This is a genomic window from Streptomyces tauricus (assembly GCF_014650955.1).
In the GTDB taxonomy this organism is placed as follows: domain Bacteria; phylum Actinomycetota; class Actinomycetes; order Streptomycetales; family Streptomycetaceae; genus Streptomyces; species Streptomyces tauricus.
In genome coordinates this window covers 734,207-757,794 of sequence record NZ_BMVY01000001.1, presented here as the reverse complement: position 1 = coordinate 757,794, position 23,588 = coordinate 734,207, and the positions used below count along the sequence as shown (strand labels likewise).

23 protein-coding genes are annotated in these 23,588 nt (G+C 71.1%); 20 read left to right on the top strand and 3 right to left on the bottom strand.

Features of this window, described 5'->3' with window-relative positions; all coding sequences use genetic code 11:
- The first annotated feature begins 18 nt into the window (after nt 1–18).
- The 17 genes from IE278_RS03190 to IE278_RS03110 all read left to right on the top strand — a co-directional run bounded on the left by IE278_RS03190 (nt 19) and on the right by IE278_RS03110 (nt 18,217).
- Complete coding sequence (locus IE278_RS03190; protein WP_189768429.1) at nt 19–1,359, top strand: LLM class flavin-dependent oxidoreductase; 1,341 nt, start codon at nt 19–21, stop codon at nt 1,357–1,359.
- A 10-nt stretch (nt 1,360–1,369) separates the two neighbouring features.
- Nucleotides 1,370–3,160: an FAD-dependent oxidoreductase gene (locus IE278_RS03185; RefSeq protein ID WP_189768427.1), complete on the top strand. Its 1,791-nt coding sequence runs from the start codon at nt 1,370–1,372 to the stop codon at nt 3,158–3,160.
- Between the two features lie 58 nt (nt 3,161–3,218).
- Nucleotides 3,219–4,301 (top strand): LLM class flavin-dependent oxidoreductase, encoded by a 1,083-nt coding sequence (locus IE278_RS03180; protein WP_246569792.1) that lies wholly within the window; start codon nt 3,219–3,221, stop codon nt 4,299–4,301.
- A 1-nt stretch (nt 4,302) separates the two neighbouring features.
- Complete coding sequence (locus IE278_RS03175) at nt 4,303–5,106, top strand: alpha/beta hydrolase (protein ID WP_189768423.1); 804 nt, start codon at nt 4,303–4,305, stop codon at nt 5,104–5,106.
- A gap of 139 nt (nt 5,107–5,245) precedes the next feature.
- Nucleotides 5,246–5,803, top strand: coding sequence for an NADPH-dependent FMN reductase (gene ssuE, locus IE278_RS03170; RefSeq protein ID WP_189768421.1), 558 nt, complete (start codon nt 5,246–5,248; stop codon nt 5,801–5,803).
- 167 nt (nt 5,804–5,970) lie between these two features.
- Nucleotides 5,971–6,552 (top strand): tellurite resistance TerB family protein, encoded by a 582-nt coding sequence (locus tag IE278_RS03165; protein WP_189769059.1) that lies wholly within the window; start codon nt 5,971–5,973, stop codon nt 6,550–6,552.
- 234 nt (nt 6,553–6,786) lie between these two features.
- Nucleotides 6,787–7,752, top strand: coding sequence for an SGNH/GDSL hydrolase family protein (locus IE278_RS03160; protein ID WP_189768419.1), 966 nt, complete (start codon nt 6,787–6,789; stop codon nt 7,750–7,752).
- A 199-nt stretch (nt 7,753–7,951) separates the two neighbouring features.
- Complete coding sequence (locus IE278_RS03155; protein WP_189768417.1) at nt 7,952–9,313, top strand: NAD(P)/FAD-dependent oxidoreductase; 1,362 nt, start codon at nt 7,952–7,954, stop codon at nt 9,311–9,313.
- Nucleotides 9,314–9,532: 219 nt separating this feature from the next.
- Nucleotides 9,533–10,537, top strand: coding sequence for a TIGR03885 family FMN-dependent LLM class oxidoreductase (locus IE278_RS03150; protein WP_189768415.1), 1,005 nt, complete (start codon nt 9,533–9,535; stop codon nt 10,535–10,537).
- Nucleotides 10,528–12,228 (top strand): alpha-amylase family protein, encoded by a 1,701-nt coding sequence (locus IE278_RS03145; RefSeq protein WP_189768412.1) that lies wholly within the window; start codon nt 10,528–10,530, stop codon nt 12,226–12,228. Before IE278_RS03150 ends, IE278_RS03145 begins: the two co-directional genes overlap by 10 nt.
- Nucleotides 12,229–12,501: 273 nt before the next feature.
- Nucleotides 12,502–13,656 (top strand): DUF475 domain-containing protein, encoded by a 1,155-nt coding sequence (locus IE278_RS03140; RefSeq protein ID WP_189768410.1) that lies wholly within the window; start codon nt 12,502–12,504, stop codon nt 13,654–13,656.
- A gap of 186 nt (nt 13,657–13,842) precedes the next feature.
- Nucleotides 13,843–14,679: a helix-turn-helix transcriptional regulator gene (locus tag IE278_RS03135; RefSeq protein WP_189768409.1), complete on the top strand. Its 837-nt coding sequence runs from the start codon at nt 13,843–13,845 to the stop codon at nt 14,677–14,679.
- A gap of 188 nt (nt 14,680–14,867) precedes the next feature.
- The gene (locus IE278_RS03130; RefSeq protein ID WP_189768407.1) at nt 14,868–15,329 is read left to right on the top strand and encodes a nuclear transport factor 2 family protein; all 462 of its coding nucleotides are present in this window, start codon (nt 14,868–14,870) and stop codon (nt 15,327–15,329) included.
- A gap of 12 nt (nt 15,330–15,341) precedes the next feature.
- A complete protein-coding gene (locus IE278_RS03125) occupies nt 15,342–16,256 on the top strand; it encodes a helix-turn-helix domain-containing protein (RefSeq protein WP_189768405.1) in 915 nt (304 codons plus the stop codon).
- A gap of 118 nt (nt 16,257–16,374) precedes the next feature.
- The gene (locus IE278_RS03120; RefSeq protein WP_189768403.1) at nt 16,375–17,430 is read left to right on the top strand and encodes an aldo/keto reductase; all 1,056 of its coding nucleotides are present in this window, start codon (nt 16,375–16,377) and stop codon (nt 17,428–17,430) included.
- Between the two features lie 39 nt (nt 17,431–17,469).
- On the top strand, nt 17,470–17,772 hold the full coding sequence (locus IE278_RS03115; RefSeq protein WP_189768400.1) for a hypothetical protein: 303 nt from the start codon (nt 17,470–17,472) through the stop codon (nt 17,770–17,772).
- A 76-nt stretch (nt 17,773–17,848) separates the two neighbouring features.
- A complete protein-coding gene (locus IE278_RS03110; protein WP_189768398.1) occupies nt 17,849–18,217 on the top strand; it encodes a nucleoside triphosphate pyrophosphohydrolase family protein in 369 nt (122 codons plus the stop codon).
- A 31-nt stretch (nt 18,218–18,248) separates the two neighbouring features.
- On the opposite strand, the gene IE278_RS03105 is transcribed toward IE278_RS03110, so the two are convergent.
- The gene (locus tag IE278_RS03105) at nt 18,249–18,860 is read right to left on the bottom strand and encodes a TetR/AcrR family transcriptional regulator (protein ID WP_189768396.1); all 612 of its coding nucleotides are present in this window, start codon (nt 18,858–18,860) and stop codon (nt 18,249–18,251) included.
- 164 nt (nt 18,861–19,024) lie between these two features.
- Here IE278_RS03105 and IE278_RS03100 point away from each other — a divergent pair, with 164 nt between their 5' ends.
- On the top strand, nt 19,025–19,501 hold the full coding sequence (locus tag IE278_RS03100; RefSeq protein WP_189768394.1) for a nuclear transport factor 2 family protein: 477 nt from the start codon (nt 19,025–19,027) through the stop codon (nt 19,499–19,501).
- A 108-nt stretch (nt 19,502–19,609) separates the two neighbouring features.
- On the opposite strand, the gene IE278_RS03095 is transcribed toward IE278_RS03100, so the two are convergent.
- Nucleotides 19,610–19,945 (bottom strand): YnfA family protein, encoded by a 336-nt coding sequence (locus IE278_RS03095; protein ID WP_189768392.1) that lies wholly within the window; start codon nt 19,943–19,945, stop codon nt 19,610–19,612.
- A 173-nt stretch (nt 19,946–20,118) separates the two neighbouring features.
- Here IE278_RS03095 and IE278_RS03090 point away from each other — a divergent pair, with 173 nt between their 5' ends.
- Both IE278_RS03090 and IE278_RS03085 read left to right on the top strand, forming a co-directional pair.
- Nucleotides 20,119–20,586 carry a hypothetical protein gene (locus IE278_RS03090; protein ID WP_189768390.1) on the top strand — a complete coding sequence of 156 codons (468 nt, stop codon included), beginning with the start codon at nt 20,119–20,121 and terminating at the stop codon, nt 20,584–20,586.
- A 176-nt stretch (nt 20,587–20,762) separates the two neighbouring features.
- A complete protein-coding gene (locus tag IE278_RS03085; protein ID WP_189768388.1) occupies nt 20,763–22,226 on the top strand; it encodes a helix-turn-helix domain-containing protein in 1,464 nt (487 codons plus the stop codon).
- A 120-nt stretch (nt 22,227–22,346) separates the two neighbouring features.
- Here the strand turns inward: IE278_RS03085 and IE278_RS03080 are convergent, their stop codons facing one another.
- On the bottom strand, nt 22,347–23,522 hold the full coding sequence (locus tag IE278_RS03080) for an epoxide hydrolase family protein (RefSeq protein WP_189768386.1): 1,176 nt from the start codon (nt 23,520–23,522) through the stop codon (nt 22,347–22,349).
- Between the last annotated feature and the right edge of the window lie 66 nt (nt 23,523–23,588).

Below are 23,588 nucleotides of genomic sequence, written 5' to 3'. Positions count from 1 at the left end.
CCACCGAGAGGAATCCGCATGCCCCGCACGATCCACCTCGCGCTGCATCCCTACGGCGTCGGCGGCCCCGGCCAGCACGGTCTCTGGAAGGACCCGAGCGTCGCGAAGAACGCCAGCATCGACATCAACTACTACATCAAGCAGGCCCAGGCGGCCGAACACGCCCTCTTCGACGCCCTGTTCATCGTCGACAGCCAGTTCATCAACTCCACCTACCCCGCGCACTACCTCAACCGACTGGAACCGCTGACGCTGCTGTCGGCGGTCGCCACCCACACGCGGCACATCGGCCTGGTCGGCACGGCGAGTTCGACCTACAACTCACCCTTCAATCTCGCCCGCAGGTTCGCCTCCCTCGACCACATCAGCGGCGGCCGGGCCGGCTGGAACGTGGTGACCAGCTTCGACACCGGCACCTCACGCAACTACGGGCTCGACGAGCACCTCGACTACACCACCCGCTACGGCCGGGCCCTGGAGTTCGTCCAGGTCGCCCGCGGGCTGTGGGACTCCTACGAGGACGACGCGTTCCCCGCCGACGTCGAGCGGGGCGTCTTCCTCGACCCCGCCAAACTGCACGAACTCAACCACGACGGCGAGCACTTCAAGATCGCAGGACCGCTCAACCTCTCCCGCTCACCGCAGGGCCAGCCGGTCATCTTCCAGGCCGGTGTCTCGGAGGAGGGCCGCGACCTCGCCGCACAGGTCGCCGAGGGGATCTACGCCCCCGGCGGCTCACTGCAGCAGGCGCAGGACTACTACGCCGACATCAAGAAGCGCACCGCCTCCTACGGGCGCGACCCCGAGCACATCAAGATCTTCATTCACGGTGGTCCGGTCGTCGCCGCCACCGACGGGGCCGCCCAGCGGCGTGAGCGGGAGATCTTCGAGGAGGACAACGACTTCAAGGGCAACCTCGCGCTCCTCGGCCGCTCCTTCGGCGCGTACGACTTCAGCGCGCACGACCTGGACGCACCGTTCCCGGACGTGGCGCACCTCGCCGAGAAGGGCGGCCGCACGGGCGCGGCCAAGCTGATCGAGCGGGCCAAGGCGGAGAAGCTGACACTGCGTCAAGTGGCTGAGTCGGTCAGCGAGTTCCGCCGGTCGCCGTTCGTGGGGGCGCCGACGACCGTCGCCGACACCATCGAGAAGTGGTTCGACGCCGGCACCTTCGACGGCATCAACCTCGCCTTCCGCAACAACGCCGACCTGGAACTCTTCGTCGACGGTGTGGTCCCGATCCTCCAGAAGCGCGGACTGTTCCGCACCGAGTACGCGGCCGACACCCTGCGCGGCAACCTCGGCCTGCCGGTCCCCGCCAACCGCAACACCCGCGAGCCCAGCCTCGCGGACCACTGAGGATCGCGACATGAGCGAACTCTCGGTGACGGGCGAACTCTCGGTGACGGGCGGGCGTGACGTCCACACGGTACGGTTCCCGGCCGCCACCCCGCCCGACACGGTGGACGTGCTGATCGTCGGCGCGGGCCCCGTCGGCCTGTCCGCCGCGGTCGAACTGGCCGGACGCGGTGTCCGGGTCGCCGTCGTGGACCGCGCCCGCACCGCCACACTGGTACGGGCCGGCGCGATGGGACACACCCCGCGCGTGGTGGAGCACTTCCGCCGCTGGGGGCTGCTCCAGCGCATCCGGGACGCCTGGACCTATCCGCCGGAGTGGAACCAGGGCACCCGCCTGGTCACCTCCCTGGCCGGACACGAACTGGTCCCGCTGCCGCGCCCCTCGTTCAACTCCGGGCGCCACACCCCGTCGTACGCGTCGGAGGAGGCCCTGCGGCGCCCGCAGACCGTGCTCCAGCAGGTCTTCCTCGACCGGCTGAGGGAACAGGGTGTGAGCGTCGCGGGCGGGTGGGAGCTCCAGGCACTGCGCGAGGACGACGACGGCATCGACGCCGAGGTCGTCGGCGTGACAGGGGGCGTGACCGGTGGAGTGGCCGGTGGCGAGCGCCGTGTCATCCGTGCCGCCTATGTACTGGGCGCCGACGGCGGACGCAGCACCACCCGCCGGCTGACAGGCATCGACCGCGAGGGCGAGCACGCCACGGAGAAGCGGCTGCGGCTCATCGTCCGGACCGGCGACATCAGCGACCGGGTCGGAGCGGCGCCCAGCGGCAGCAACATCGTCGTCAACCCCAAGGCGTCCGGCTTCCTGGCGGCGGTCAGCACCCGCGAATGGCGGATCTACGCGGGCCCGTACCCGCTCGACCACGAGCCCACCGAGGACGAACTCCTGGAGATCGGCCGTGCCGCGTTCGGGTTCGACCTGGACCTCGAACTGGTCTCGGCGACGACCTTCTACCACGCCACCCGTATCGCCGAGACGTTCCACCGCGGCCGGGTCCTGCTGGCCGGCGACGCCGCCCATGTCCGTACCCCAGGCGGCAACCTCGGCGAGGGCTTCGGGGACGTGGTCAACCTCGGCTGGAAACTGGCCGCGGTGCTCGGCGGCCACGCCCTGCGGACGCTGCTCGACTCCTACGACGAGGAACGCCGCAGACACAACTGGCGCATCGCCGACCACTCCCTCCAGCGGGCCCGCCGCACCCAGTCGACACTCGCCGAGATCCGCCGCGGCGGCATCCCCGACGACGCCGACGTCAGCCCGGAGGCCGCGCGGCGCCGACAGGAGATAGGCGAACGGCTCAGCAAGGACCGGGACCCGGCGCCGGGTGTCACCTTCGACGAGCGCTACGACGCGTCGAGTGCCGTCTGGTACGAACCCGGCCAGCTCGACTCCGAACCCCGCTGGCGCGCCGACGTCTACGAGGACGACCCGCGACCCGGTCACCGGGCCCCCGACGGATACGTCGACCCGTACGGCGGCAGACTCCACGACCGTGTCGGGGTCTCACTGGCCCTGCTCGTGCTCACCGAGGACCGGGATGTCGAGGAGGCCTTCGTCGCGGAGGCCGCGGCACGGGCGCTGCCCTTCGCCGTGATCCACCTGACCCACCCCGAGGCACGCGCGGTCTACGGCACCGGCAACGTCCTCGTACGCCCCGACCAGCACGTCGCCTGGCGTGGCGACGGACTTCCCGCCGGCGGCGCGAAAGCCGTCCTCGACCGTGTGCTGGGGGCCGACGGCGGCCGGGGGACCGACACCCCGGGGCTCGTCGCCGCGGTCGGCGGAGCCGGACGGTGAGCCGTCTCCGTTCGTCGACTCGGCCGTGGATCGGGCGACTTCGAAAGGCGAGCGCCTCATGACCAGCGAAGTGACCACTGAAACGACCACCGCAATGACCACTGAAACGACCACCCGGACACCGCGCTTCAGACTCGGCTTCCTCACACACGTGCAGGGCCGGGGCACCGACCTGGCCCAGACCTACCGCGACGCGCAGGAACTCTTCGTCGTCGCCGACGAACTCGGCTTCGACGTCGGCTGGGTGGCCCAGCACCACGTCCCGGGCAGCGGCGGCGGCCTCTCCTCACCCTGGACGTTCCTCGCCCACGCCGCGGCGAGGACCACCCGTATCCGCCTCGGTACGGCCATCACGGTCCTGCCGCTGGAGGACCCGGTCCGCCTCGCCGAGGACGTCGCGGTGGTCGACACACTCAGCGGCGGCCGCGTCGAGGTCGGCGTCGGCAGCGGGTACAGCGAACTGGAGTACGCCGCCTTCGGCCGGGACCCCGCCCGCAAACGCGAGTCGACCACCGAGAACCTGAGCGTGCTGCGCGCCGCCCTGGCCGGCGAAGAGGTGCGTACGCCAGGATTCCGCGTCCAGCCCGCGCCCGGGGACTTCTCCGACCGGATCTGGCAGGGCGTCTTCAGTGAACCCGGGGCGCGGCACGCCGCCGACGGCGGTTCGAACCTGCTGCTCAACCGGGCGGCGTACGGGTTCGACGCACCCACCGACGAGATACAGCGGCCCTGGGCCGACGCCTACCTGGACGCCTGGGACCGGCCGCGCCGTCCGCGGATCGGGCTGTCCCGGTTCGTGTTCCCGGCGAAGGACCGGCGCACGGCACTGCGGCACATCGGCGACGACGTGCACCGGGCGGCCCTGCGCATGGCCGGGAGCGGCGCCTTCCCCGAGGGCCTCACCACGGAGGAGGCGTTGCGCCGCTTCCACTGCTTCCACGGCTCCACCGAGGAGATCGTCGCGGAACTCCGGCAGGAGAAGGTGCTGCCCCTCGCGACCGACCTGATCACCCAGTTCAACCCCGCCGTCCTCGACCACGACACCGCCGTCCGCGCCCTCGAACTCATCGCGACCGAGGTGGCACCCGCCCTGGGCTGGCAGCCTACGACCGAGCCCGAGCCCGCACTCGCAGGAGTCTGACATGACCGAATACACCGACCACCACGCCCCCGAGGGCCTGCGCACGCGCGGCACCGTCATCGTCGTACCCGGCAGGGGGGAGACCCGCGAGACCTACACCCGGCTGGGCAGGCGACTCGCCGCCGACGCCTACCGCGTCCGTGTGGTCGACGCCCCGGACCTCGACGCCGACGACGACTTGGGCAGCCAACTGGCCGATTTCGGAGCCCGGTTGGCCGCCGCGGGCGACGGGACCGCGGGCGGGAACGGGACCGGGGGCGGGACCGAGAACGGGATCGTCCGTCCGGTCGTGCTGGTGGGCGCGGACACCGGGGCCCTCGCCGTCGCCGCGCTCGTCGGCGCGGCGGACACCGTGACCGGCCTGCGACCGGACGCCGTCGTACTCGCCGGGCTGCCCGGCCGCACCACCGGCGCCGTGGACGCCGCAGGTACCTGGGACGACGAACTCGACGTGCGTACGTCCTGCCCCGCCCACCGGGGCAGGCTCACGGACGACACCCGGGTACGCCGTGGCGCACTCGGCGAGTCGGTGCCGGAGGCCCTGCTCGCGGCGGCCTACGGGAGCGAGGCCGACATCCCGGCGCTGCTCCTCGTCGGCGACGCCGATCCGCTCGCGGACCACGACGCGATCGTCCGTACGGCCAAGTCCCTTCCCCGCGCCCGTCTGTCGACCGTCCGCGGCGGCCACCACGACGTGCTGAACGATCTGCAGCACCGGTCGGTGGCGGCCGAGATCGTCACCTTCCTGGAGACCCTGCGCAACGAATTGGTGCCCCTGATCGCCGTGGAGACCAGCGCCTGGTGAGCGGGGCGCCACGACGCACCCGCCAAACCTCACCCGTCACCCCCTTACTCGCCGCCCCTCACCCGCGCTCCCGCACCGCCGCGTCCGAACCCCGCATCCCGTTCCCGTATCCCGTATCCCGCGTCCCGAAAGGTCCCTCATGGCCGCGATTCTGTCCGTCTCAGGAAGCCCTTCGGCCACCTCCCGCACCACGCGACTCCTGCGCCACCTGGACGACCGGCTACGGGACCAGGGGCACGACGTCATCTCCCTGGAGGCGCGCACCCTGCCCGCCGAAGCGCTGCTCGGTGCCGACTTCCGGCACCCGGCCGTCGTCGAGGCCACGGCACTGTTCGAGCGGGTGGACGGAGTCGTGATCGGCACCCCCGTCTACAAGGCCGCCTACTCGGGGCTGCTGAAGTCGCTGCTCGACCTGCTCCCGCAGTACGCGCTGGCCGGCAAGACGGTCCTGCCGCTCGCCACCGGCGGCAGCACGGCCCACGTCCTGGCCATCGACTACGCGCTGCGCCCGGTACTGAGCTCCATGGGAGCCGCGCACATCGTCCAGGGCTGGTTCACGCTCGACAAGGACATCACGGCCGGGGCCGACGGCGCTCTGACCCTCGCCCCGGGTGCGGCTGAGGCCCTGGCGCAGGTCACGGACCAGTTCTCCGTCGCGCTGGGCGGCCGTACGACGGTGCTGGCGCCCGTGGGGTAGAGCGGGTTCGCCCATCTCGGCCCTGCACATGATCGTTTTACGTTACCTTTGCCAATCGGGAACCTCTCCGGGCGCGGCAGCCGTTCATCTGACGGACCGCGCACCGGTATCAACCGCGCACCCGTATCAACCGCGCACAGGTAACAGCAGAAGCCGAGGTGGCAGTAGTGGCGATGTTCGACCGGCTCAAGGAGCAGGCGAAGAACCTCCAGCAGTCCCGGAGCGGCGGGGGAGGGACGGGCCAGGGGCAGCACGGTGGCCATGGGCCCGGCTCGTCCTCCGCCGGTTCCTCGGGCTCCTCCGGTGGCTCGAAGGCTCAGCTGCTCGGGCTGTTCAAGTCCCAGCTCGCGTCGGCGAAAGCCGAGCTGAAGAGCGGCTCCTACCGGGACGCCAGCATGGCGATGTGCGCCCTGGTGGCCGCGGCCGACGGCCGGGTGGACCCGGCGGAGAGGCAGCGCGTGGAGGAGCTGATCGTCTCGAACGAGGTGCTGCAGAACTTCCCCGCGGACCAGCTGCGCCAGCGCTTCAACCAGCACGTGGACCGGCTCATGGCCAACTTCGAGCAGGGCAAGGCCGAGGCGCTGCGGGACATCGCCAAGGCGGCCAAGAAGCCGGCGGAGGCCCGCGCGGTCGTCCAGACCGGCATGGTGGTCGCGGGCGCCGACGGTCAGTTCGAGGCGTCCGAGCAGTACATCATTCGTGAGGCGTGCACGGCGCTCGGGCTGTCGCCCACGGAGTTCGGCGTCTGACCACGCCGCTCGATCGGGTGCGTGTTCGGCTGCGGAGCCGTCGTGGCTGGTTGCGCGGTTCCCCGCGCCCCTGAATGCGAAAAGCAGGGGCGCAGCCCCGTTTCAGGGGTGCGGGAACTGCGTGTTCGGCCACGACCGCGCCGCAGACGGCACCCTCCCACCTCTGGTCCCCGGAGTGAACTGGCCGGTATACAAGGGCAGTCACGCGCCGTCCCGGACCCAGGGGGTACCCCGATGAACCGTCGCACCAGGCACGACAGGCCGGCCTCGATCCGCCGCCGGGCGACCGCCGTGGCGGCGGCCGTCAGCGGCTGCGCCCTCGTCGTCGCCTCCGCGGCACCGGTCGCGGCACACGGCGGCGGGCATGGTGGTGGGCACGGCGGCGGGCACGGTGGTGGCCAGGGCGGCAGTCACGGCAAAGGCACGGACTACGTCGCCCTGGGCGACTCCTACACCTCGGGCCCGCTGATACCGAAGCAGGTGGACGCGAACTGCGCGCGCTCCGACCGCAACTACCCCTCACTCGTCGCCGCGGAGCGAAAAGTGTCCACGTTCAAGGACGTGAGCTGCGGCGGCGCCACGACCGAGCACATGTGGAAGGCCCAGGGCACCAACCCACCGCAGCTCAACGCCCTGCAGCGGGGCACCGACCTGGTCACGGTCCAGATCGGCGGCAACGACATGGGGTTCGGCTCGATCATCGCCACCTGCGCGCAACTGAGTGCGCAGGACCTCAAGGGCAACCCGTGCCAGCGTCACTTCAGGACGCCGTCCGGTGCCGACCAGCTGACGCTCAACATCCTCGACACCGCCCCCAAGGTCGCCGCCGTGCTGCGGGCCGTGCACGCCAGGGCGCCGCACGCGCGCGTGCTCGTCGTCGGCTACCCGGACCTCCTGCCGGAGGACGGCAGCGGCTGCTACCCCTCGGTACCGTTCGCGGCGAAGGACTTTCCCTATCTGCGCGACACCGGTAAGCGCCTGAACCTGATGATGCGTGTGGTGGCGAAGTTGAACCACGCCGAATACGTCGACACGTACGGGCCCACGATCGGGCACGACATGTGCAAGGAGCCCGCGGTCCGCTGGATCGAACCCCTGCAGCCGGCCTCGCCCGCGGCCCCGGCACACCCCAACGCCAAGGGCGAGGCGGCCATGGCCGGCGCCGTGCTGAAGCAGCTCCGCAAGGGGCACGGCCGCTGACGGACGGCCGTCCCCAAGGCCTCTGTCTGCGGCCCATTCCTGCGGCTCCTCCCTCCGTGCCCGGGCCGACTCCGGGGCCGACTCGCCGGTCGAGGGAGGTACGTCGGCTCGTCTCGTTGAGGGATCACCATGTGCGATGAGGAGACTCGGGGGCACAGGGGAGTGGGGGAAGCCCGACAGTACGCGGCCGGTGAAAGGGATGAACATCGTGGTACGACCGAAGATCTTGGTGGTGGGAGCGGGCTTCGCGGGAGTGGAGTGCGTCCGCCGCCTGGAGCGCAAACTGGGACCCGACGAGGCCGACCTGGCGCTGGTGACACCGTTCTCCTACCAGCTCTACCTGCCACTCCTGCCGCAGGTCGCCTCGGGGGTGCTCACTCCACAGTCGATCGCCGTGTCGCTGCGCCGCAGCCGCAGGTACCGCACCCGCATCATTCCCGGCGGTGCCATCGGTGTGGACGTCAAGGCCAAGGTCTGCGTCGTCCGCAAGATCACTGGTGAGATCGTCAACGAGCGGTACGACCAGATCGTGCTGGCCCCGGGCAGCGTCACCCGCACCTTCGACATCCCGGGCCTCGCCGACAACGCCCGCGGGATGAAGACGCTCGCCGAGGCCGCGTACGTCCGCGACCACGTGATCTCGCAGCTCGACATCGCCGACGCCAGCCACGACGAGGCCGAGCGGGCGGCCCGGCTCCAGTTCGTGGTGGTCGGCGGCGGTTACGCCGGTACGGAGACCGCCGCGTGCCTGCAGCGCCTGACGCACAACGCCGTCAAGCGCTACCCGAGGCTCGACCCGAAGCTGATCAAGTGGCATCTGATCGACATCGCGCCGAAGCTCATGCCCGAACTGGGCGACAAACTCGGCAACAGCGCCCTGCAGATCCTGCGCAGGCGGGGCATCGAGGTCTCCCTGGGCGTGTCCATCGAGAAGGCGGGCCCCGAAGAGGTCACCTTCACCGACGGCCGGGTGATCCCCACCCACACGCTGATCTGGACCGCCGGAGTCGCGGCCAGCCCGCTCATCGCGACCCTGGGCGCCGAGACGGTCAAGGGCCGCCTCGCGGTCAGCTCGGAGATGTCCCTGCGCGGCCACGACGGCGTCTTCGCACTCGGTGACGCCGCCGCCGTACCGGACGAGGCGAAGGACGTGGAGGGCGCCGTCTGCCCGCCGACCGCCCAGCACGCGATGCGCCAGGGAAAGCACGTCGCCGACAACGTCATCGCCTCGCTGCGCGGCCAGCCGATGACGCCGTACGTCCACAAGGACCTCGGACTCGTCGTCGACCTCGGTGGTCTCGACGCCGTGTCCAAGCCGCTCGGTATCGAACTGCGCGGCGTGCCCGCGCTGGTCGCCGCCCGCGGCTACCACTGGGCGGCGCTGCGCACCAACGTGGCGAAGGCCCGGGTGGCGACGAACTGGGTGCTGAACTCCCTGGCGGGCGACGATTTCGTCCGCACGGGGTTCCAGTCGCGGACGCCCGCGACGCTGCGGGACTTCGAGTACACGAACGCGTATCTGACCCCGGAGGAGATCCGGGAGCGCACCGCGACCGGATGACGGGCCCGTCCCCACCGGTGCCGGGAAGATCCGGTGCCGAAGGGGGGGTGCCGGGAGGATCCGGTGCCGGAGGGTGGAGGTCCGGTGCCGGAGGGGCCGCCGTCGGCAAAGTGACGTAGAACCGGTGGTCCTTGGGGCGTACCGAGTGGGGCGCACGCCAATTCGCGGTGTGCGCCCATCACTTCGCTGAGTCGCCGTCCGAGGGGTACCCGCCGTGGCATGACCGTCTACGGAATACATGCCTCGCACGAACAGGTGCCGCCCGCGGACCTGCTCGACGCAGTGGTGCACGCGGAACGCAAGGGCTTCACCGCCGCCATGTGCTCGGACCACTTCTCCCCGTGGAGCGTCCGCCAGGGAGAGTCCGGGTTCGCCTGGTCGTGGCTCGGAGCCGCCCTCCAGGCCACCGACCAGGTGCCGTTCGGCGTCGTGAACGCGCCGGGCCAGCGCTACCATCCCGCGATCGTCGCCCAGGCCGTCTCCAGTCTCGCCGCGATGTACCCGGCCAGGTTCTGGGTGGCACTCGGCAGCGGGGAGGCCTCGAACGAGCACATCACCGGAGCGCGCTGGCCCCGCAAGGACGTCCGCAACGCACGCCTGCGCGAGTGCGTCGACATCATCCGCGCACTCCTCCAGGGGGAGGAGGTCAGCCACGACGGCCTGGTGACCGTGGACCGGGCCCGGCTATGGACGCTGCCGCCCGAGGTGCCGCCGCTGATCGGAGCCGCCTGCAGCACGGCCACCGCCGCTTGGTGCGCCGAATGGGCGGACGGCCTGATCACGGTCAACGCCCCGAGGGAGCAACTGCGCGAGATCGTCGGCGCCTACCGCGACGCGGGCGGACGCGGCCCGCTGCACCTCCAGGCGCACCTGAGCTGGGCCCCCACCGAGGAGGAGGCCGCCGCGCTGGCGCACGACCAGTGGCGGACCAACGTCCACGGGCCACCGGCCAGTTGGGACCTGGACTCGGCCGAGCTGTTCGACAGCGTCAGCGAGCACGTCACCCCCGAGCGGGTGGCGGAGAGCGTCAACATCTCGTCCGACCTCGGCCGGCACACCGCCTGGCTGCAGGAGTACGCCGAGCTGGGCTTCGACGCCGTGATGCTCCACCACGTGGGCCGTGAGCAGGGCCCGTTCATCGACACGTTCGCGGCCGAGGTGCTGCCGCGGCTCGACGTCACACGCCCCCTGCCCGCCACGGCGAAGGAGTACCGATGCGTCTGACCCGAACCTCCGACCTGTGGTGGAAGAACGCGGTCGTGTACTGCCTGGACGTCGAGACCTACCAGGACGGGAACGGTGACGGCATCGGCGACTTCGCGGGCCTCACCCAGCGCATCGACCACCTGGTGCGCCTCGGCGTGACCTGCGTCTGGCTGATGCCGTTCTATCCGACCCGTGAACGCGACGACGGATACGACATCACGGACTTCTACGGCGTCGACCCGCGCCTGGGCACCCTCGGCGACTTCACCGAGTTCGTCCGCACCGCCCGGGACCGCGGCATCCGGGTGATCGCCGACCTCGTCGTCAACCACACCTCCGAGGACCACCCGTGGTTCAAGGACGCCCGCTCCGGCCGGGACTCCGCCCACCGCGACTGGTACGTCTGGGCGGACGAGCCGCCCGAGGACGGCCCCGAGGGCGTGGTCTTCCCCGACGCGGAGGACAGCCTCTGGGAGTACGACAAGGGCAGCGGCCAGTACTACCTGCACCGCTTCTACAAGCAGCAGCCCGACCTCAACGTCGCCAACCCCGAGGTCCGCGACGAGATAGCGCGCATCATGGGCTTCTGGACACAGCTCGGACTGTCCGGCTTCCGCGTCGACGCCGTGCCCTTCCTGCTGGAGACCGACGGACAGGACGACGCCGGAGCGCTGCCCGACCCGCACGAGTACCTCGCCGATCTGCGGGCCTTCCTCGGCCGCCGCAACGGCGAGTCGATACTCCTCGGCGAGGTCAACCTGCCCTACGACGGCCTCGCCCGGTTCTTCGGCGACCCCGACTCGGACCGCGGCGACGAGCTGACCATGTGCTTCGACTTCGTCGGGATGCAGCAGATGTACCTGTCGATGGCACGCGGGGACGCCCGACCGCTGGCCGCCGCACTGCGCGAGCGCCCGGCCGCACCGCGGGACGCCCACTGGGCCACGTTCGTGCGCAACCACGACGAACTCACCCTCGACAAGCTGAGCGACGCCGAACGCGCCGAGGTGTTCGCGGCCTTCGGCCCCGAGAAGGACATGCAGCTGTACGACCGGGGGCTGCGCCGCAGGCTGCCGCCCATGGTCGACGGCGACCGGCGCCGCGTGGAACTCGCCTACAGCCTGCTGTTCACCCTGCCCGGCACCCCCGTGCTCTTCTACGGCGAGGAGATCGGCATGGGGGAGAACCTGGCGGCCGAGGGACGCCAGGCCGTACGCACACCCATGCAGTGGACTCCGGAGGCGGGGGCGGGTTTCTCCACCGCCGGCCCTGACGCGTTCCCCAACCCGCTGGTGGAGGGCGCGTTCGGCTGCCAGAAGGTCAACGTGTACGAGCAGAGCCGTGATCCGGGCTCGCTGCTGAGCCGTATACGGCTGTTCGCCGAGCGCTACCGGGAGGCTCCCGAGCTGGCCTGGGGCGACTACCGCGTGGTGGAGACGGGAGAGAAGGCGGTCCTCGCGCACGCGGGCCGCGCCGGTGACGGAACGGTCCTGGCGGTGCACAACTTCGCGGGCGAGCCCGTCACCGTACGGCTGCGGCTGTCCGAGGCCGGGCCCGGCGGGAGGCTGACGGATCTGCTCGACGAGCGGCACGCCGGTCTCACGGTGCCCGACGACGGCCTGTTCCGGGTCGAGCTGCCCGCGTACGGATATCGGTGGCTGCGTGTCGGCACCCCGGCGGACGACCCCGAGAGGGTGGTGGCCGACTGAGCCCGGGTCCTGAACAGGTCCTGGGCCAGCCGTGAACCGGTTCTGATGCGGCCGTGAACCGGTTCTGATGCGGCTGTGATCCGGCCCTGGCGTGAATCACCACGGAAACCCCTGTGAATCACCGCAAGAGCCTCCGTGGATCGCCGCGAGAGCAGCAAGGACTCCGTGGGTACCATCGACGTGCCCGTCACGTCCCACGCACCACGCGGACACCACCCACCACACAACAGCGCAACGGGGCCCACGGCCCCCCACCACACGATGGGGTAACCAGTGCTTTTGAAAACCTTCGGCTGGTCGTTCGCGGTCACCGCGCTCGCCCTGGTCGCAGCGGTCTTCTACGGAGGGTGGACCGGCTTCGGCGTCGTGGCGATCCTCGCCATCCTCGAAATCTCCCTGTCGTTCGACAACGCGGTCGTCAACGCCGGAATCCTGAAGAAGATGAGCGCCTTCTGGCAGAAGATCTTCCTCACCATCGGCGTCCTCATCGCCGTCTTCGGTATGCGGCTGGTCTTCCCCGTCGTCATCGTGGCGGTCAGCGCCTCCATGGGCCCGATCGAGGCCGTCGACCTCGCCCTCACGGACAAGGACCGCTACCAGCAACTCGTCACCGACGCCCACCCGTCGATCGCCGCCTTCGGTGGCATCTTCCTGCTGATGATCTTCCTGGACTTCATCTTCGAGGACCGGGACATCAAGTGGCTCGGCTGGCTGGAGCGGCCGCTCGCCAAGCTCGGCAAGGTCGACATGCTGTCGGTCTGCATCGCCCTGATCGTGCTGCTGATCGCCTCCCTGACCTTCGCGGCCCATGCCCACCAGCACGGCGGAGTGCACGCCGACAAGGCGGAGACGGTCCTGCTCTCCGGTATCGCGGGCCTGGTCACGTACATGATCGTGGGCGGTCTCTCGAGCCACTTCGAGAACCGGATCGAAGAGGACGAGGAACGCGAGAAGGAGGCGCAGGGCGAGGCCGAACGCGGCGGCGGGCCCCGCTCAGCGGTCGCCCTCGCGGGCAAGGCCGCGTTCTTCATGTTCCTGTACCTCGAAGTCCTCGACGCGTCGTTCTCCTTCGACGGTGTCATCGGCGCCTTCGCCATCACCAACGACATCGTCCTGATGGCACTGGGCCTCGGCACCGGCGCGATGTACGTCCGTTCGCTGACCGTCTACCTGGTCCGCCAGGGCACCCTCGACGACTACGTGTACCTGGAGCACGGCGCCCACTACGCGATCGGAGCTCTCTCCGTCATCCTCCTCGTCACCATCCAGTACGAGATCAACGAGGTGATCACCGGTCTCGTCGGCGTCGTCCTGATCGGCTGGTCCTTCCTGTCCTCCGTACGCCGCAACAAGGCACTCGCCAAGGAGGGTTCGGTGGAACCGGCCGATCCGGACAAGGACAGGGCCGGGGCCACGACCGGCTCCTGAGACCCCGGCGGCACTTTCGTCCTCCCACCGAGGCTCTTTGTCCATGGCCCCACCCCGCCGCCGACGGCGAGGTGGGGCCATGGGTCGTTCCGCCGGTACGAGAACCTTCGGTTCGACCAGTGGTGCTGATCTCGACGAGACTGCATGGGACACGACAGTTGTTCGCCCCAGCGAGTAGGCCGGTAGATGCAGCAGCCACAGAACGAACTCGGCGCATTCCTGCGAGCGAACCGCGCCCGCACCGAACCGGCCGACGTCGGGCTGCCCGCCGGTGGCGGCAGCCGCAGGGTCGAGGGCCTGCGACGCGAAGAGGTGGCCGTACTGGCCGGTGTGAGCGCCGACTACTACGCGCGCCTGGAGCAGGGGCGCGAGCGCAACCCCTCACCCCAGGTGGTCGACGCGGTCGGCCGGGCGATGCGGCTGACCCCGGACGCGCGGACCCACCTCTTCCGGCTGGCGGGCCTGCACCCCGCGCTCACCTCGGCCGCGGGCCGCGACCTGGTCCACCCCTCGCTGCTGCACCTCCTGGACGCCTTCCCCGGGGCCGCCGCCTACGTCCTGAGCCCCGCCTTCGACGTACTCGCGAAGAACGCCGTCGCCACCGCGCTCCTCGCACCCTTCGAGGGCACGTCGAACATGGTCCGGGTGCTGTTCCAGCACCCACGGGCCCGAGAGGTCTTCGTCGACTGGGACGTCGTGGCGCGCGCCACGGTGCACGCGCTGCGGCTGCACGCCGGCCGCTTCCCCGACGACCCCGCCATCGGCGGCCTGGTGTCCGAGCTGTCGCGGACGGCACCTGACTTCCGGCGCCTGTGGCAGGAGAACGAGGTGGAGAACCTGGCCCGCGCGTACAAGGTCTTCGTGCTGCCCGGCGCCGGCCGCATCGAGCTGACGTACCAGACCTTCGACGTCCATGACGTTCCCGGGCAGCAGCTCCTGGTGGGCGTGCCCGAACCCGGCAGCGCGAGTGCCGCGGCGATCGCATCCCTTCTGGCACCGGCCGAACGCGGGGGCGCTTCCTGACGGGCGGCGGTGACGGGTGACGGGTGACGAGTGGCGGTGCCGAGCGGGCGGACCGGAGGCGGCCGGGCGCGCTGCCTGGGTGTGGGACTCCTAGGCGGACACGTCCTTCCTGGCAGGGTCCCGCGCGAGCAGGCTGACGGTGTCCGCCCTACGGAGGCGAACGAAACCCCTGTTGAAAGGCCGCTGCCATGCCGTCTCCCACCGTCTCGATGTCGAGCGCCCGACAGATCGAGAACCTCATCGCCCGGTACTCCCACCTCGTCGACGAGGGCGACTTCGCGCGGTTCGGCGCCCTCTTCGAGAACGCCGACTTCGTGAGCGGAGAGGTGAGTCTCCGTGGCGGCAGGGCCATCGAGGAACTGATCAGCTCGATGCTCGTCGTGCACGACGACGGGACCCTGCGCACCCGGCACATCACGACGAACATCCTGATCGAGGTCGACGAGGACGACGACAGCGCCGAGGCACGCTCGTACTACAACATCCTCCAGTCGGTGCCCGGCCGGCTGCCGCTGCAGATGGTGGCAGGAGGCCGCTACCGCGACCGCTTCGAGCGGCGCGACGGCACGTGGTCCTTCGCGCGGCGGGAGGTCACGATCGACTTCACCGGTGACACCCGCTACCACCTCAAGGCCCCGCGGGACGCCTGAGACCGGCCGGAGGTGTCACCGGCCAACCCCCTGGGAGAGTTCCTACGGGCCTGCCGGTCGCAGCTGACTCCCGCGGACGTCGGCCTGGGCCTGGGTCCCGGCGGTCGTCACCGACGGGTCGCAGGACTGCGCAGGGAGGAGGTCTCCGTCCTGTCGCAGGTCAGCGTCGACTACTACAGCCGGCTGGAGCAGGGCCGGGAGCGACACCCCTCGCCCCGCACAGCCGAGGCACTGGCCAAAGCCCTCCGGCTCGACCCGGACACGCGAAACCGTCTGTTCCTGCTCGCCGGACTCGATCCGCGCCTGTGTTCCGACGACACCCGCGGGCACGCGCACCCCGAGCTGCTGCGCCTGCTGGAGACGGCGAACCCGTCGGCGGCCTACGCGCTGAGCCCGTCCTTCGACGTCCTGGCGGCCAACGCGGAAGCGCGGGCGCTGCTGTCACCACTCGGCGGAGTCGGAGGAGGCGGCGGAGTCGGCGGACCGGCCGGTGTCGGTGGATCGGCCGGTGTCGATGCCGGTGCCAGTGGCAGCGCCGGTGGACAACTGAATTTGATCCGCGCCCTGTTCACCCACCCGCAGGCCAAGAGCTACTACACCGAGTGGCCGCTCGCCGTGACCGCCTCCCTGTACGCGCTACGCCTCAACGCCGCCCGGCTGCCGGGAGACATCGCGATCGCGGGCCTCGTCGCCGACCTGTCCGCCGGGGTGGCCGACTTCGCAACAGCGTGGCGGGACGGGTCGGCAGCCGTCCTGGAGCGCGCGTACGGGACCGTCGTCCATCCCGAGGCCGGGCGCGTCGCGCTCACCTACCGCGTCCGGGGCCACCCGGCCGCTCCGGGACAGCGTCTGCTGGTCGGCACCCCTGCCCCGGGGAGCCGCAGTGCCGAGGCCCTCGTCTACCTGGCGGCCATGGCCGAGCGCTGACCACGACGCCGAAGCCCGCCGTACCGCCGTACCGCCGTACCGCCGTACCGCCGTACCGACCTGACCCTCTGTCCGCAGAACCCGTCAGAGCCGATTCCGAGAACCAAGAAGGAACACCATGTCTCTCACCTCGTACCGCACCCTCGGCCGTTCCGGTCTGCGGGTCAGCCCGTTGGCCTTCGGCGCGATGAACTTCGACGACGGCAGCTGGGGCTCCGGCCCGGAGACCTCGTTCGGGCTGCTGGACCACTACCTCGACGCGGGCGGCAACTTCGTGGACACCGCCAACATGTACAACGGCGGTGCCTCGGAGGAGACCCTGGGCCGTTACTTCGCCCAGCGCCCCGGCCGCCGCGACCGTGTCGTCCTGGCGACGAAGTTCGGCGGCAGCATGCGGGCGGACGACCCCAACTCCGGCGGCGCCGGCCGGAAGGCGATCCGGGCCCAGCTCGACGCGTCCCTGCGCCGGTTGAACACGGACTACGTCGACCTGTACTGGATGCACCAGTGGGACCGGCACACCCCCGTCGAGGAGACCCTGTCGACCCTCACGGACCTGGTGCGGGCCGGAAAGATCAACGCGATCGGCCTGTCCAACGTGCCTGCCTGGTGGGTCGCGGAGGCCGCCACGACCGCCCGGCTGCGCGAGTGGGAGCCCGTCGCCGCGCTCCAGGTGGAGTACTCGCTGCTCGCCCGCAGCGTCGAGGGCGAGACCTTCGGCGCGGCCCGCCGCTTCGGACTCGGCATCACACCGTGGAGCCCGCTGGCCAGCGGGGTCTTGTCCGGCAAGTACTCCCGCACCGCCACCGAGGTGGCAGGTTCCGGACGCACGGCCTACGCCGCCGCCTACCTGACCGAGTCCACCTTCGTCCTGCTCGACGCCCTGAAGAGGATCGCCGACGACCTCGGTACGACCGTGGCCGCGGTGGCGCTGGCGTGGGTCCGGCAGCGCTCCGAGGTCACGTCCACGCTCGTGGGTGCCCGTACGCAGGAGCAGCTGGCCGCCAACCTCGCCTCGCTCGACGTCACGCTCACCGAGGAGCAGACCGGTGAGCTGAGCGCGCTCACGGCGCCGGTCCTCGACTACCCGCACAACATGACCGAGTCCATGGTCGGCTTCCAGCAGGGTGACACCACCATCAACGGCCTGGCCGCCAAGGCCTTCGTCCGCTGACCCCCTCGACACCACGACACGGCAGGAACGGAACACACCATGACGGAAACGCTCGAGATCACCACCCTGCGGCCGGCCCCGGGCCACACCGCCGACGACTTCGTGAAGGCGAACGCCGACATCGACGCCTATCTCAGGCGGCAGCCCGGCTTCCTGTGGCGGCGCATCGTCGGGACCGACGACGGACGCGTCCTCGACATCGTCGCCTACGACAGCCTGCCGCACGCGCGGGCCGGGGCCGCCAGCATCACCGGTGAGATGGCGGACTCGCCCGTCCACGCCACGATCGACCACGACAGCGTGGACTGGCAGCTCACCACTGCGCTGCACCACCTGACGTGATGGAGTCACCATGTCGGACATGTCATTAGCTGTCCGTCGACAGACCGAATCACCAAACTGCTCGAAGGGCACCCGTATGAACGAGACACAGGCGCACGACGGCGAGGCCGGACTCGTCGAGGCCGACGACAGGGCACTGAAGGTCCGGGCGCAGTACGAACAGGTCGAACAGCGGGTGCTGGGCAGGACCTGGACCCTGCCGGAACTCGCGATCGGCTTCACCAACGACGCCGCCTACGTCGGGCGCCTGGTGCTCGCCGCCGAGCGCACCTGGGGCATCGACGGTGACGTGGACGCCGAACTGCGGCACAAGCTGGCCGAGTGCCTGTGGTGGGTCTTCGTGCTCGCCGACCGGCTCGACGTCGACATGCCGGAGGCCTACGCGACCACGATGGACCGCATCGGCGGGGGCCTGGAGCGGACCCTGCGCGACATGGGCGCGTAGGGCCTGCCCCGGGGAGGGTGCCGCCACATCCTCAGGTCGTCGGCGGCTGCGGGGGGTGGTGGATCCAGGCGGGCAGCAGTGCGTACAGGCGGACCGCGATCTCCTCCGGGTCGCAGTCGGTGTTCCCTCCGACGGCGGCCGAGAAGACTCCGTGCACTCCGGAGGCCGTATAGACGTCCTCGACCGAGTTCCCCGGGCCGGTCTCCCGCTCGTCGATGCCGAGGTCGCGCCTCAGGGCGTGGAGCTGTTCGAGGAGGAGGTCGCCGATTCCCATCAGCCCGCTCGGCGACCGCCATGTCGAGGCCAGCAGGAACAGGCTCCTTCGCTGCTTGAGGGTGTCGAGCATGGCGTTCAGTGTCGCCACGGCCAGCTCGGCGGGCTCCCCGCCCCTCCGCCGGTCGCTGATGTTCAGGTCGTGGAGGGCGCGGAATTCGTCCGCGATCACGTACACCGCGGCCTCCTCGACCGAGTCGAAGTGGTTGTAGAAGGTGGCGCGGTGGATGCCGGCGGCTTCCGCCAGGGCGGAGACCGACGGACTCGTCCGCTTCTGCCGCATGAGGTCGGCCAGGGCGTCCGCGATCGCCCGTCGCGAGCGGGTGAAGCGCGGATCCGCTTCGACGGCCGGGGACTGGTCACTCACCATCCCCGCACACTACTGCGCAGGTCATCGGCGGACCTCACCCCCTCGGCCTTCTTCGGGCATGACTCGCCTGCGACCGGCCCGCTGTCGACGTCGACGACTATTCGACATGTGTCAAATAGTCGTCTACGGTGAAGAAGCACCAGCCCACCGACCAAGGACGCGAGATGACGACCACCGACAGCGCCACCGCCCCCACGGCGATCGAGGACAAGTTCGCCGCGGTGGAGACGCTCTACCGCTACGCCGCGGGTCTCGACCTGCGCGACGAGGAACTGCTCGCCTCCGCCTTCGCGGACGACGCGGTGGCCGACTTCGGTCCGGCGACGAAGAAGGCCGGCCAGGAGTACCCGCCGATCAAGGGCGGGGGGACCATCGCCGCGGCCCTGCTGGGCTCACTCGGCCACCTGGACACCACGCACTCGCTGAGCAACCCGAGGGTGACTCTCGACGGCGACACGGCACACCTCGAAGGCATCATGGCGTGCCAGCACCTGCCCCGCGAGGACCACTCGCGTCACGTCCTGATGACCAACCGGTACGACGTGGACCTGGCCAGGCAGGGCCAGGTGTGGGTCATCCGGCACCTCACCGTCGACAACGCCTGGACCGAGGGCGACCCCTCCGTCCTCGCCGGCATCTAGGAACGCACCCATGAGCGACACGTCGACGTCTTCGACGCCCACCTGCCGGAAGGAAGGAAGGCGTTCGGCGGTGTGACGGGCGACGGCAGCCCCGACGGGTGTCGGGAGTCAGTGTGAGCGAGGCGCGTACATGATCACCGCCATGCCGGTGAGGCAGACCAGGGCGCCGACGACGTCGTAACGGTCCGGGCGGTAGCCGTCCGCGACCATGCCCCAGGCGATCGAACCCGCGACGAAGACCCCGCCGTAAGCGGCGAGGATCCGCCCGAAGTTGTCGTCGGACTGGAAGGTGGCGACGACGCCGTAGAGGCCCAGCGCGACCACACCGGCGCCGATCCAGATCCAGCCCCTGTGCTCGCGGACGCCCTGCCACACCAACCACGCGCCGCCGATCTCGAAGAGGGCGGCGACGGCGAACAGGGCGACGGAACGAGCGACGGTCATACCGGCCGACCCTACCCGCGGACCCCACCCGCGACCGGCAGCGTCCGGTCACGCCCGGGACCGTCACCGGGCCGCCCGCCTCCTCTGTGAGCATCGTGCTCCCGACGGTGGCGCGCGGCGCAGGAGGCCGGTATGCGTACAGGGCAGGAATGGACGGCGGCGGTCCGGCTGCTGTGGCGGGCAGGCCCCCCCCGTACACGGCCGCCCTCGCCCTGACCGTGGTCTGCGGGGCGCTCACCGGCCCGCTCATCGTGGTCGGGACCGGTCGGCTCGTGGGCGCGCTGCCCGGAGCCGTGACGGCGGGCGCCGGATCGCAGGAGGCCCGGCGCGCACTGGTCGCCCTCGCCGTGTTCGGTGCGCTGACCCTCGTACGCACGGCACTGCGCGCCCTGGAGAGCGGGCTCGCCGCGGTGCTGCGGCTGCGGGCGGCCGGAGTGGTGGAGTTCAGGAAGGTCGGGAGATTTGTTGCAGATCCTGCTCATGGAGGTTGCGTCTCCTTCGTCGTCCGATATCGGTCATGCCTGGTTCGACGCTCGGTGTCCGGGACCGGGGCCCGGAACGTGAGGCCCCGCACGCGAGGCCCGGAATTCGAGGGAAGCGGTACCAAACCGTTGGGCGGCACTCCACGAATGCCCCAGTGACAGCCGGTGCGATGCCCGGTCGCCGAATCGCGGGACCCGAGCGGTAGTTGGATGCTCGCGCGCGTCCCGGGGAGCGGTTCGGGATATCGGGCAGCGCCGGACAGGTTCGGATGGCCTCGGCCGGGCGACGCCCCCAGCGGTCGCCCGGTGTGCGCCGGTGCGGAGGATGCGAACGAATGTCAGGCGGACCGGGGGCGGCCGGACATCCGGCGGACGGGGAACCGAAGGAGGCGGCAGCGGGCATCGGCCCGGTCGACGCCGTGCACACGACCGAGGAACTGGCGGCGCTGCTACGGCAGTTGCGCAGGCGCGCCGCGCGCAGGGGAGGCGGAGCACAGCCCACCTACCGACAGCTGTCCGCGCTCACAGGCTGGGCGCACGGGGTGATCGGCGACTACTTCGCCGGCAAGACCCTGCCACCGACGGACCGTTTCGACACCCTGGTCCAACTGCTCGGTGTCACCGGCCGTGAGCTCCGGCAGCTGGCGACGGCCCGCCACCGGGTGGAGGAGGCCCGCCGCGCCCGCCTGGCCGCAAGCGGCCGCGCGGTCCCGCCCGGCACGGACGACACCGGTCCGCTGTCTCCCGTCCCCCGCCAGTTGCCCGCGGACATCCCCGAACTCCTCGGCCGGGCGGGGGAGCTGGACGCGCTCGACGTGCTGCGCCCGGGGCAGCGGGGGAGCGGTCCCGTCGTGGTCGCTCTCGACGGCCCCGGAGGCGTCGGCAAGTCGGCGCTGGCGGTGCACGCGGCCCATCGGCTCGGCGAGCGGTTCCCCGACGGTCAGCTCTACGCCGACCTGCGGGGTTCACATCGCGGCGAGCGTCCCGTTCCGCCCGCCGCCGTCCTCAGGCGATTCCTCTGCGCGCTGGGCGAGCCGAGGCTCTGCCCCGGCAGCGAGGCGGACGCGGCGGCGGCCTACCGCACGCTGCTCACCGAGCGACGGATGCTGATCGTCCTGGACAACGCGCTGGACGCGGCCCAGGTACGTCCGCTTCTGCCCGCGGCCCACGGCTGTGCCGTCATCGTCACCAGCCTCGGTGTCCTCGCCACCCTCAACGGCGCCGTCCACCTCCACCTCTCGCCCCTCACACCCCCGGCGTCCATCGAGGTCCTCGGTCTCTGGGCGGGACCGGGACGGCTGGCCGCCGAACGCGGCGCCGCCGAGACGATCGCCCACCACTGCGGCCACCTTCCGCTGGCCCTGCGCATCGCGGGCGCCCGTCTGGCGGCGCGCCCGCGGTGGCCGGTGCGGGAACTCGCCGACCGGCTCGCCGATCCCGCGGGGCGCCTCGCGGAGCTGTCCTTCGCGGATCTCGACATGCACGCGGCCCTGGACGCCGGCCACCGGGAGCTGCTGGCCCGGGGGCCCGCCAGCCGCGCGGCGGCGCTCGCGCTCCCTCTGCTGGCGGCGGGACAGGGCGAGTTGACCGTCACGGAGGCGGCCGCGACGACCGGTGCGGCGGTGTCGGCGACCGAGGTGATCCTGGAGCAGCTGGTCGACGTACAGCTCCTGGAGTCCCGCGCCCCGGGCCGCTACCGCTTCCACCCGCTCACCCGGCTGTTCGCCCTGCGCTCGGCCGCCCGGCACACGGTCGTCGCGCGCACGGCCCCCCGGGCGGACGGGCCGTGGGCCGACTGACGGCGCCTGCCCCTCACGCCTCTCACGCCTGCCGTGCCTGCCACACCGGGCACGCCGGGCACGGGCATCCACCGCGCCTGGGGCAACTGCGGCAGCGCCCTCGTTCTCGCGCCCTCGTTCTCAGTTCTTCGCCGCCGCCCGGTAGGGACGGAAGAACGCCCGCAGTTCCTCCGCGTAGAGCTCGGGCTCCTCGAACGGCGCGAAGTGCCCACCGCGCGCGGGCTCATTCACGTATACGGCGTTCGTCGTGCGCTTTAGCCATGCCCTCGGCGGGCGGACGATGTCCCCCTGGAAGAGCGAGAACCCGGACGGCACCTCGACCCGGCGGGTGAGCTGCTCGGGCGGGAGCGCGCCGTTGGCGTTGTACATGCGCATCGAGGAGCCGATCGTGCCGGTGAGCCAGTAGAGCGTGACGTTCGTCAGGATCTCGTCCTTGGTGAAGCTCCGTTCGACGTCGCCGTCGCAGTCGCTCCACGCCCGCAGCTTCTCGACGATCCACGCGGCGAGCCCGGCGGGCGAGTCGTTGAGTCCGGCGGCGGCGGTCTGGGGCCTGGTGCGGTGGATGGCCCCGTAGGCACCCTCGCTCGCGCCCCACGCCGCCGCTTCCGCGAACCAGGCGCGCTCCTCCGGTGCCAGCTCGGCCGGGTCGCCGGTGAAGACGGGCAGCCCACCGTCCATACGGTGGACGGCCACGACCCGGTCGGGGTGGTCGAGCGCGAGATAGCGGCTCACGTGGCTGCCGATGTCCCCGCCCGCCGCGCCGAACCGCGCGTAGCCGAGGACGTCCATGAGCTCGGCCCACAGGCCCGCGACGCCGACGGAGTTGAGCGGCGGGCCGGTGGGGCGGTCCGAGTACCCGTAACCCGGCATGTCCGGCACGACCACGTCGAACGCGTCGGCGGGGTCACCGCCGTGCGCGCCGGGATCGGTCAGCAGCGGGACGACCTTCGAATAGCGCCAGAACGAGTCCGGCCAGCCGTGGCTGAGGACCAGGGGCAGAACGGGGCCGGCCGGCGCGACGGCCCGGGCGTGCACGAAGTGGATGCCCAGGCCGCCGAGCCGGACGCGGAAGCGGGGCAGCCGGGCGAGCGCGGCCTCCTGCGCGGGCCAGTCGAACGTGTCCGCCCAGTAGGCGACGAGTTCACGGAGGTAGTCGACATCGGTGCCGAGCGACCAACCGGCGTCCTCGGGCGCGTCCGGCCAGCGTGTCGCACGCAACCGCGTACGGAGATCTTCGAGCGCGGCGGGCTCGGTGTGCGGGGTGAACGGCTCCGGCTGAGGCGATGCGTCCGACATGCCCCGCATGCTACGTGGCGCACCCCGCGCGCTCACTGCGAAGAGGGCCCGACCGGCGGCCCGGCG

Coding starts and splice junctions, on each gene's coding strand:
- IE278_RS03190 (WP_189768429.1), top strand. CDS start 19: ATGCCCCGCACGATCCACCTCGCGCTGCATCCCTACGGCGTCGGCGGC.
- IE278_RS03185 (WP_189768427.1), top strand. CDS start 1,370: ATGAGCGAACTCTCGGTGACGGGCGAACTCTCGGTGACGGGCGGGCGT.
- IE278_RS03180 (WP_246569792.1), top strand. CDS start 3,219: ATGACCAGCGAAGTGACCACTGAAACGACCACCGCAATGACCACTGAA.
- IE278_RS03175 (WP_189768423.1), top strand. CDS start 4,303: ATGACCGAATACACCGACCACCACGCCCCCGAGGGCCTGCGCACGCGC.
- ssuE (WP_189768421.1), top strand. CDS start 5,246: ATGGCCGCGATTCTGTCCGTCTCAGGAAGCCCTTCGGCCACCTCCCGC.
- IE278_RS03160 (WP_189768419.1), top strand. CDS start 6,787: ATGAACCGTCGCACCAGGCACGACAGGCCGGCCTCGATCCGCCGCCGG.
- IE278_RS03155 (WP_189768417.1), top strand. CDS start 7,952: ATGAACATCGTGGTACGACCGAAGATCTTGGTGGTGGGAGCGGGCTTC.
- IE278_RS03150 (WP_189768415.1), top strand. CDS start 9,533: ATGACCGTCTACGGAATACATGCCTCGCACGAACAGGTGCCGCCCGCG.
- IE278_RS03145 (WP_189768412.1), top strand. CDS start 10,528: ATGCGTCTGACCCGAACCTCCGACCTGTGGTGGAAGAACGCGGTCGTG.
- IE278_RS03135 (WP_189768409.1), top strand. CDS start 13,843: ATGCAGCAGCCACAGAACGAACTCGGCGCATTCCTGCGAGCGAACCGC.
- IE278_RS03130 (WP_189768407.1), top strand. CDS start 14,868: ATGCCGTCTCCCACCGTCTCGATGTCGAGCGCCCGACAGATCGAGAAC.
- IE278_RS03120 (WP_189768403.1), top strand. CDS start 16,375: ATGTCTCTCACCTCGTACCGCACCCTCGGCCGTTCCGGTCTGCGGGTC.
- IE278_RS03115 (WP_189768400.1), top strand. CDS start 17,470: ATGACGGAAACGCTCGAGATCACCACCCTGCGGCCGGCCCCGGGCCAC.
- IE278_RS03110 (WP_189768398.1), top strand. CDS start 17,849: ATGAACGAGACACAGGCGCACGACGGCGAGGCCGGACTCGTCGAGGCC.
- IE278_RS03105 (WP_189768396.1), bottom strand. CDS start 18,860: ATGGTGAGTGACCAGTCCCCGGCCGTCGAAGCGGATCCGCGCTTCACC.
- IE278_RS03100 (WP_189768394.1), top strand. CDS start 19,025: ATGACGACCACCGACAGCGCCACCGCCCCCACGGCGATCGAGGACAAG.
- IE278_RS03095 (WP_189768392.1), bottom strand. CDS start 19,945: ATGACCGTCGCTCGTTCCGTCGCCCTGTTCGCCGTCGCCGCCCTCTTC.
- IE278_RS03085 (WP_189768388.1), top strand. CDS start 20,763: ATGTCAGGCGGACCGGGGGCGGCCGGACATCCGGCGGACGGGGAACCG.
- IE278_RS03080 (WP_189768386.1), bottom strand. CDS start 23,522: ATGTCGGACGCATCGCCTCAGCCGGAGCCGTTCACCCCGCACACCGAG.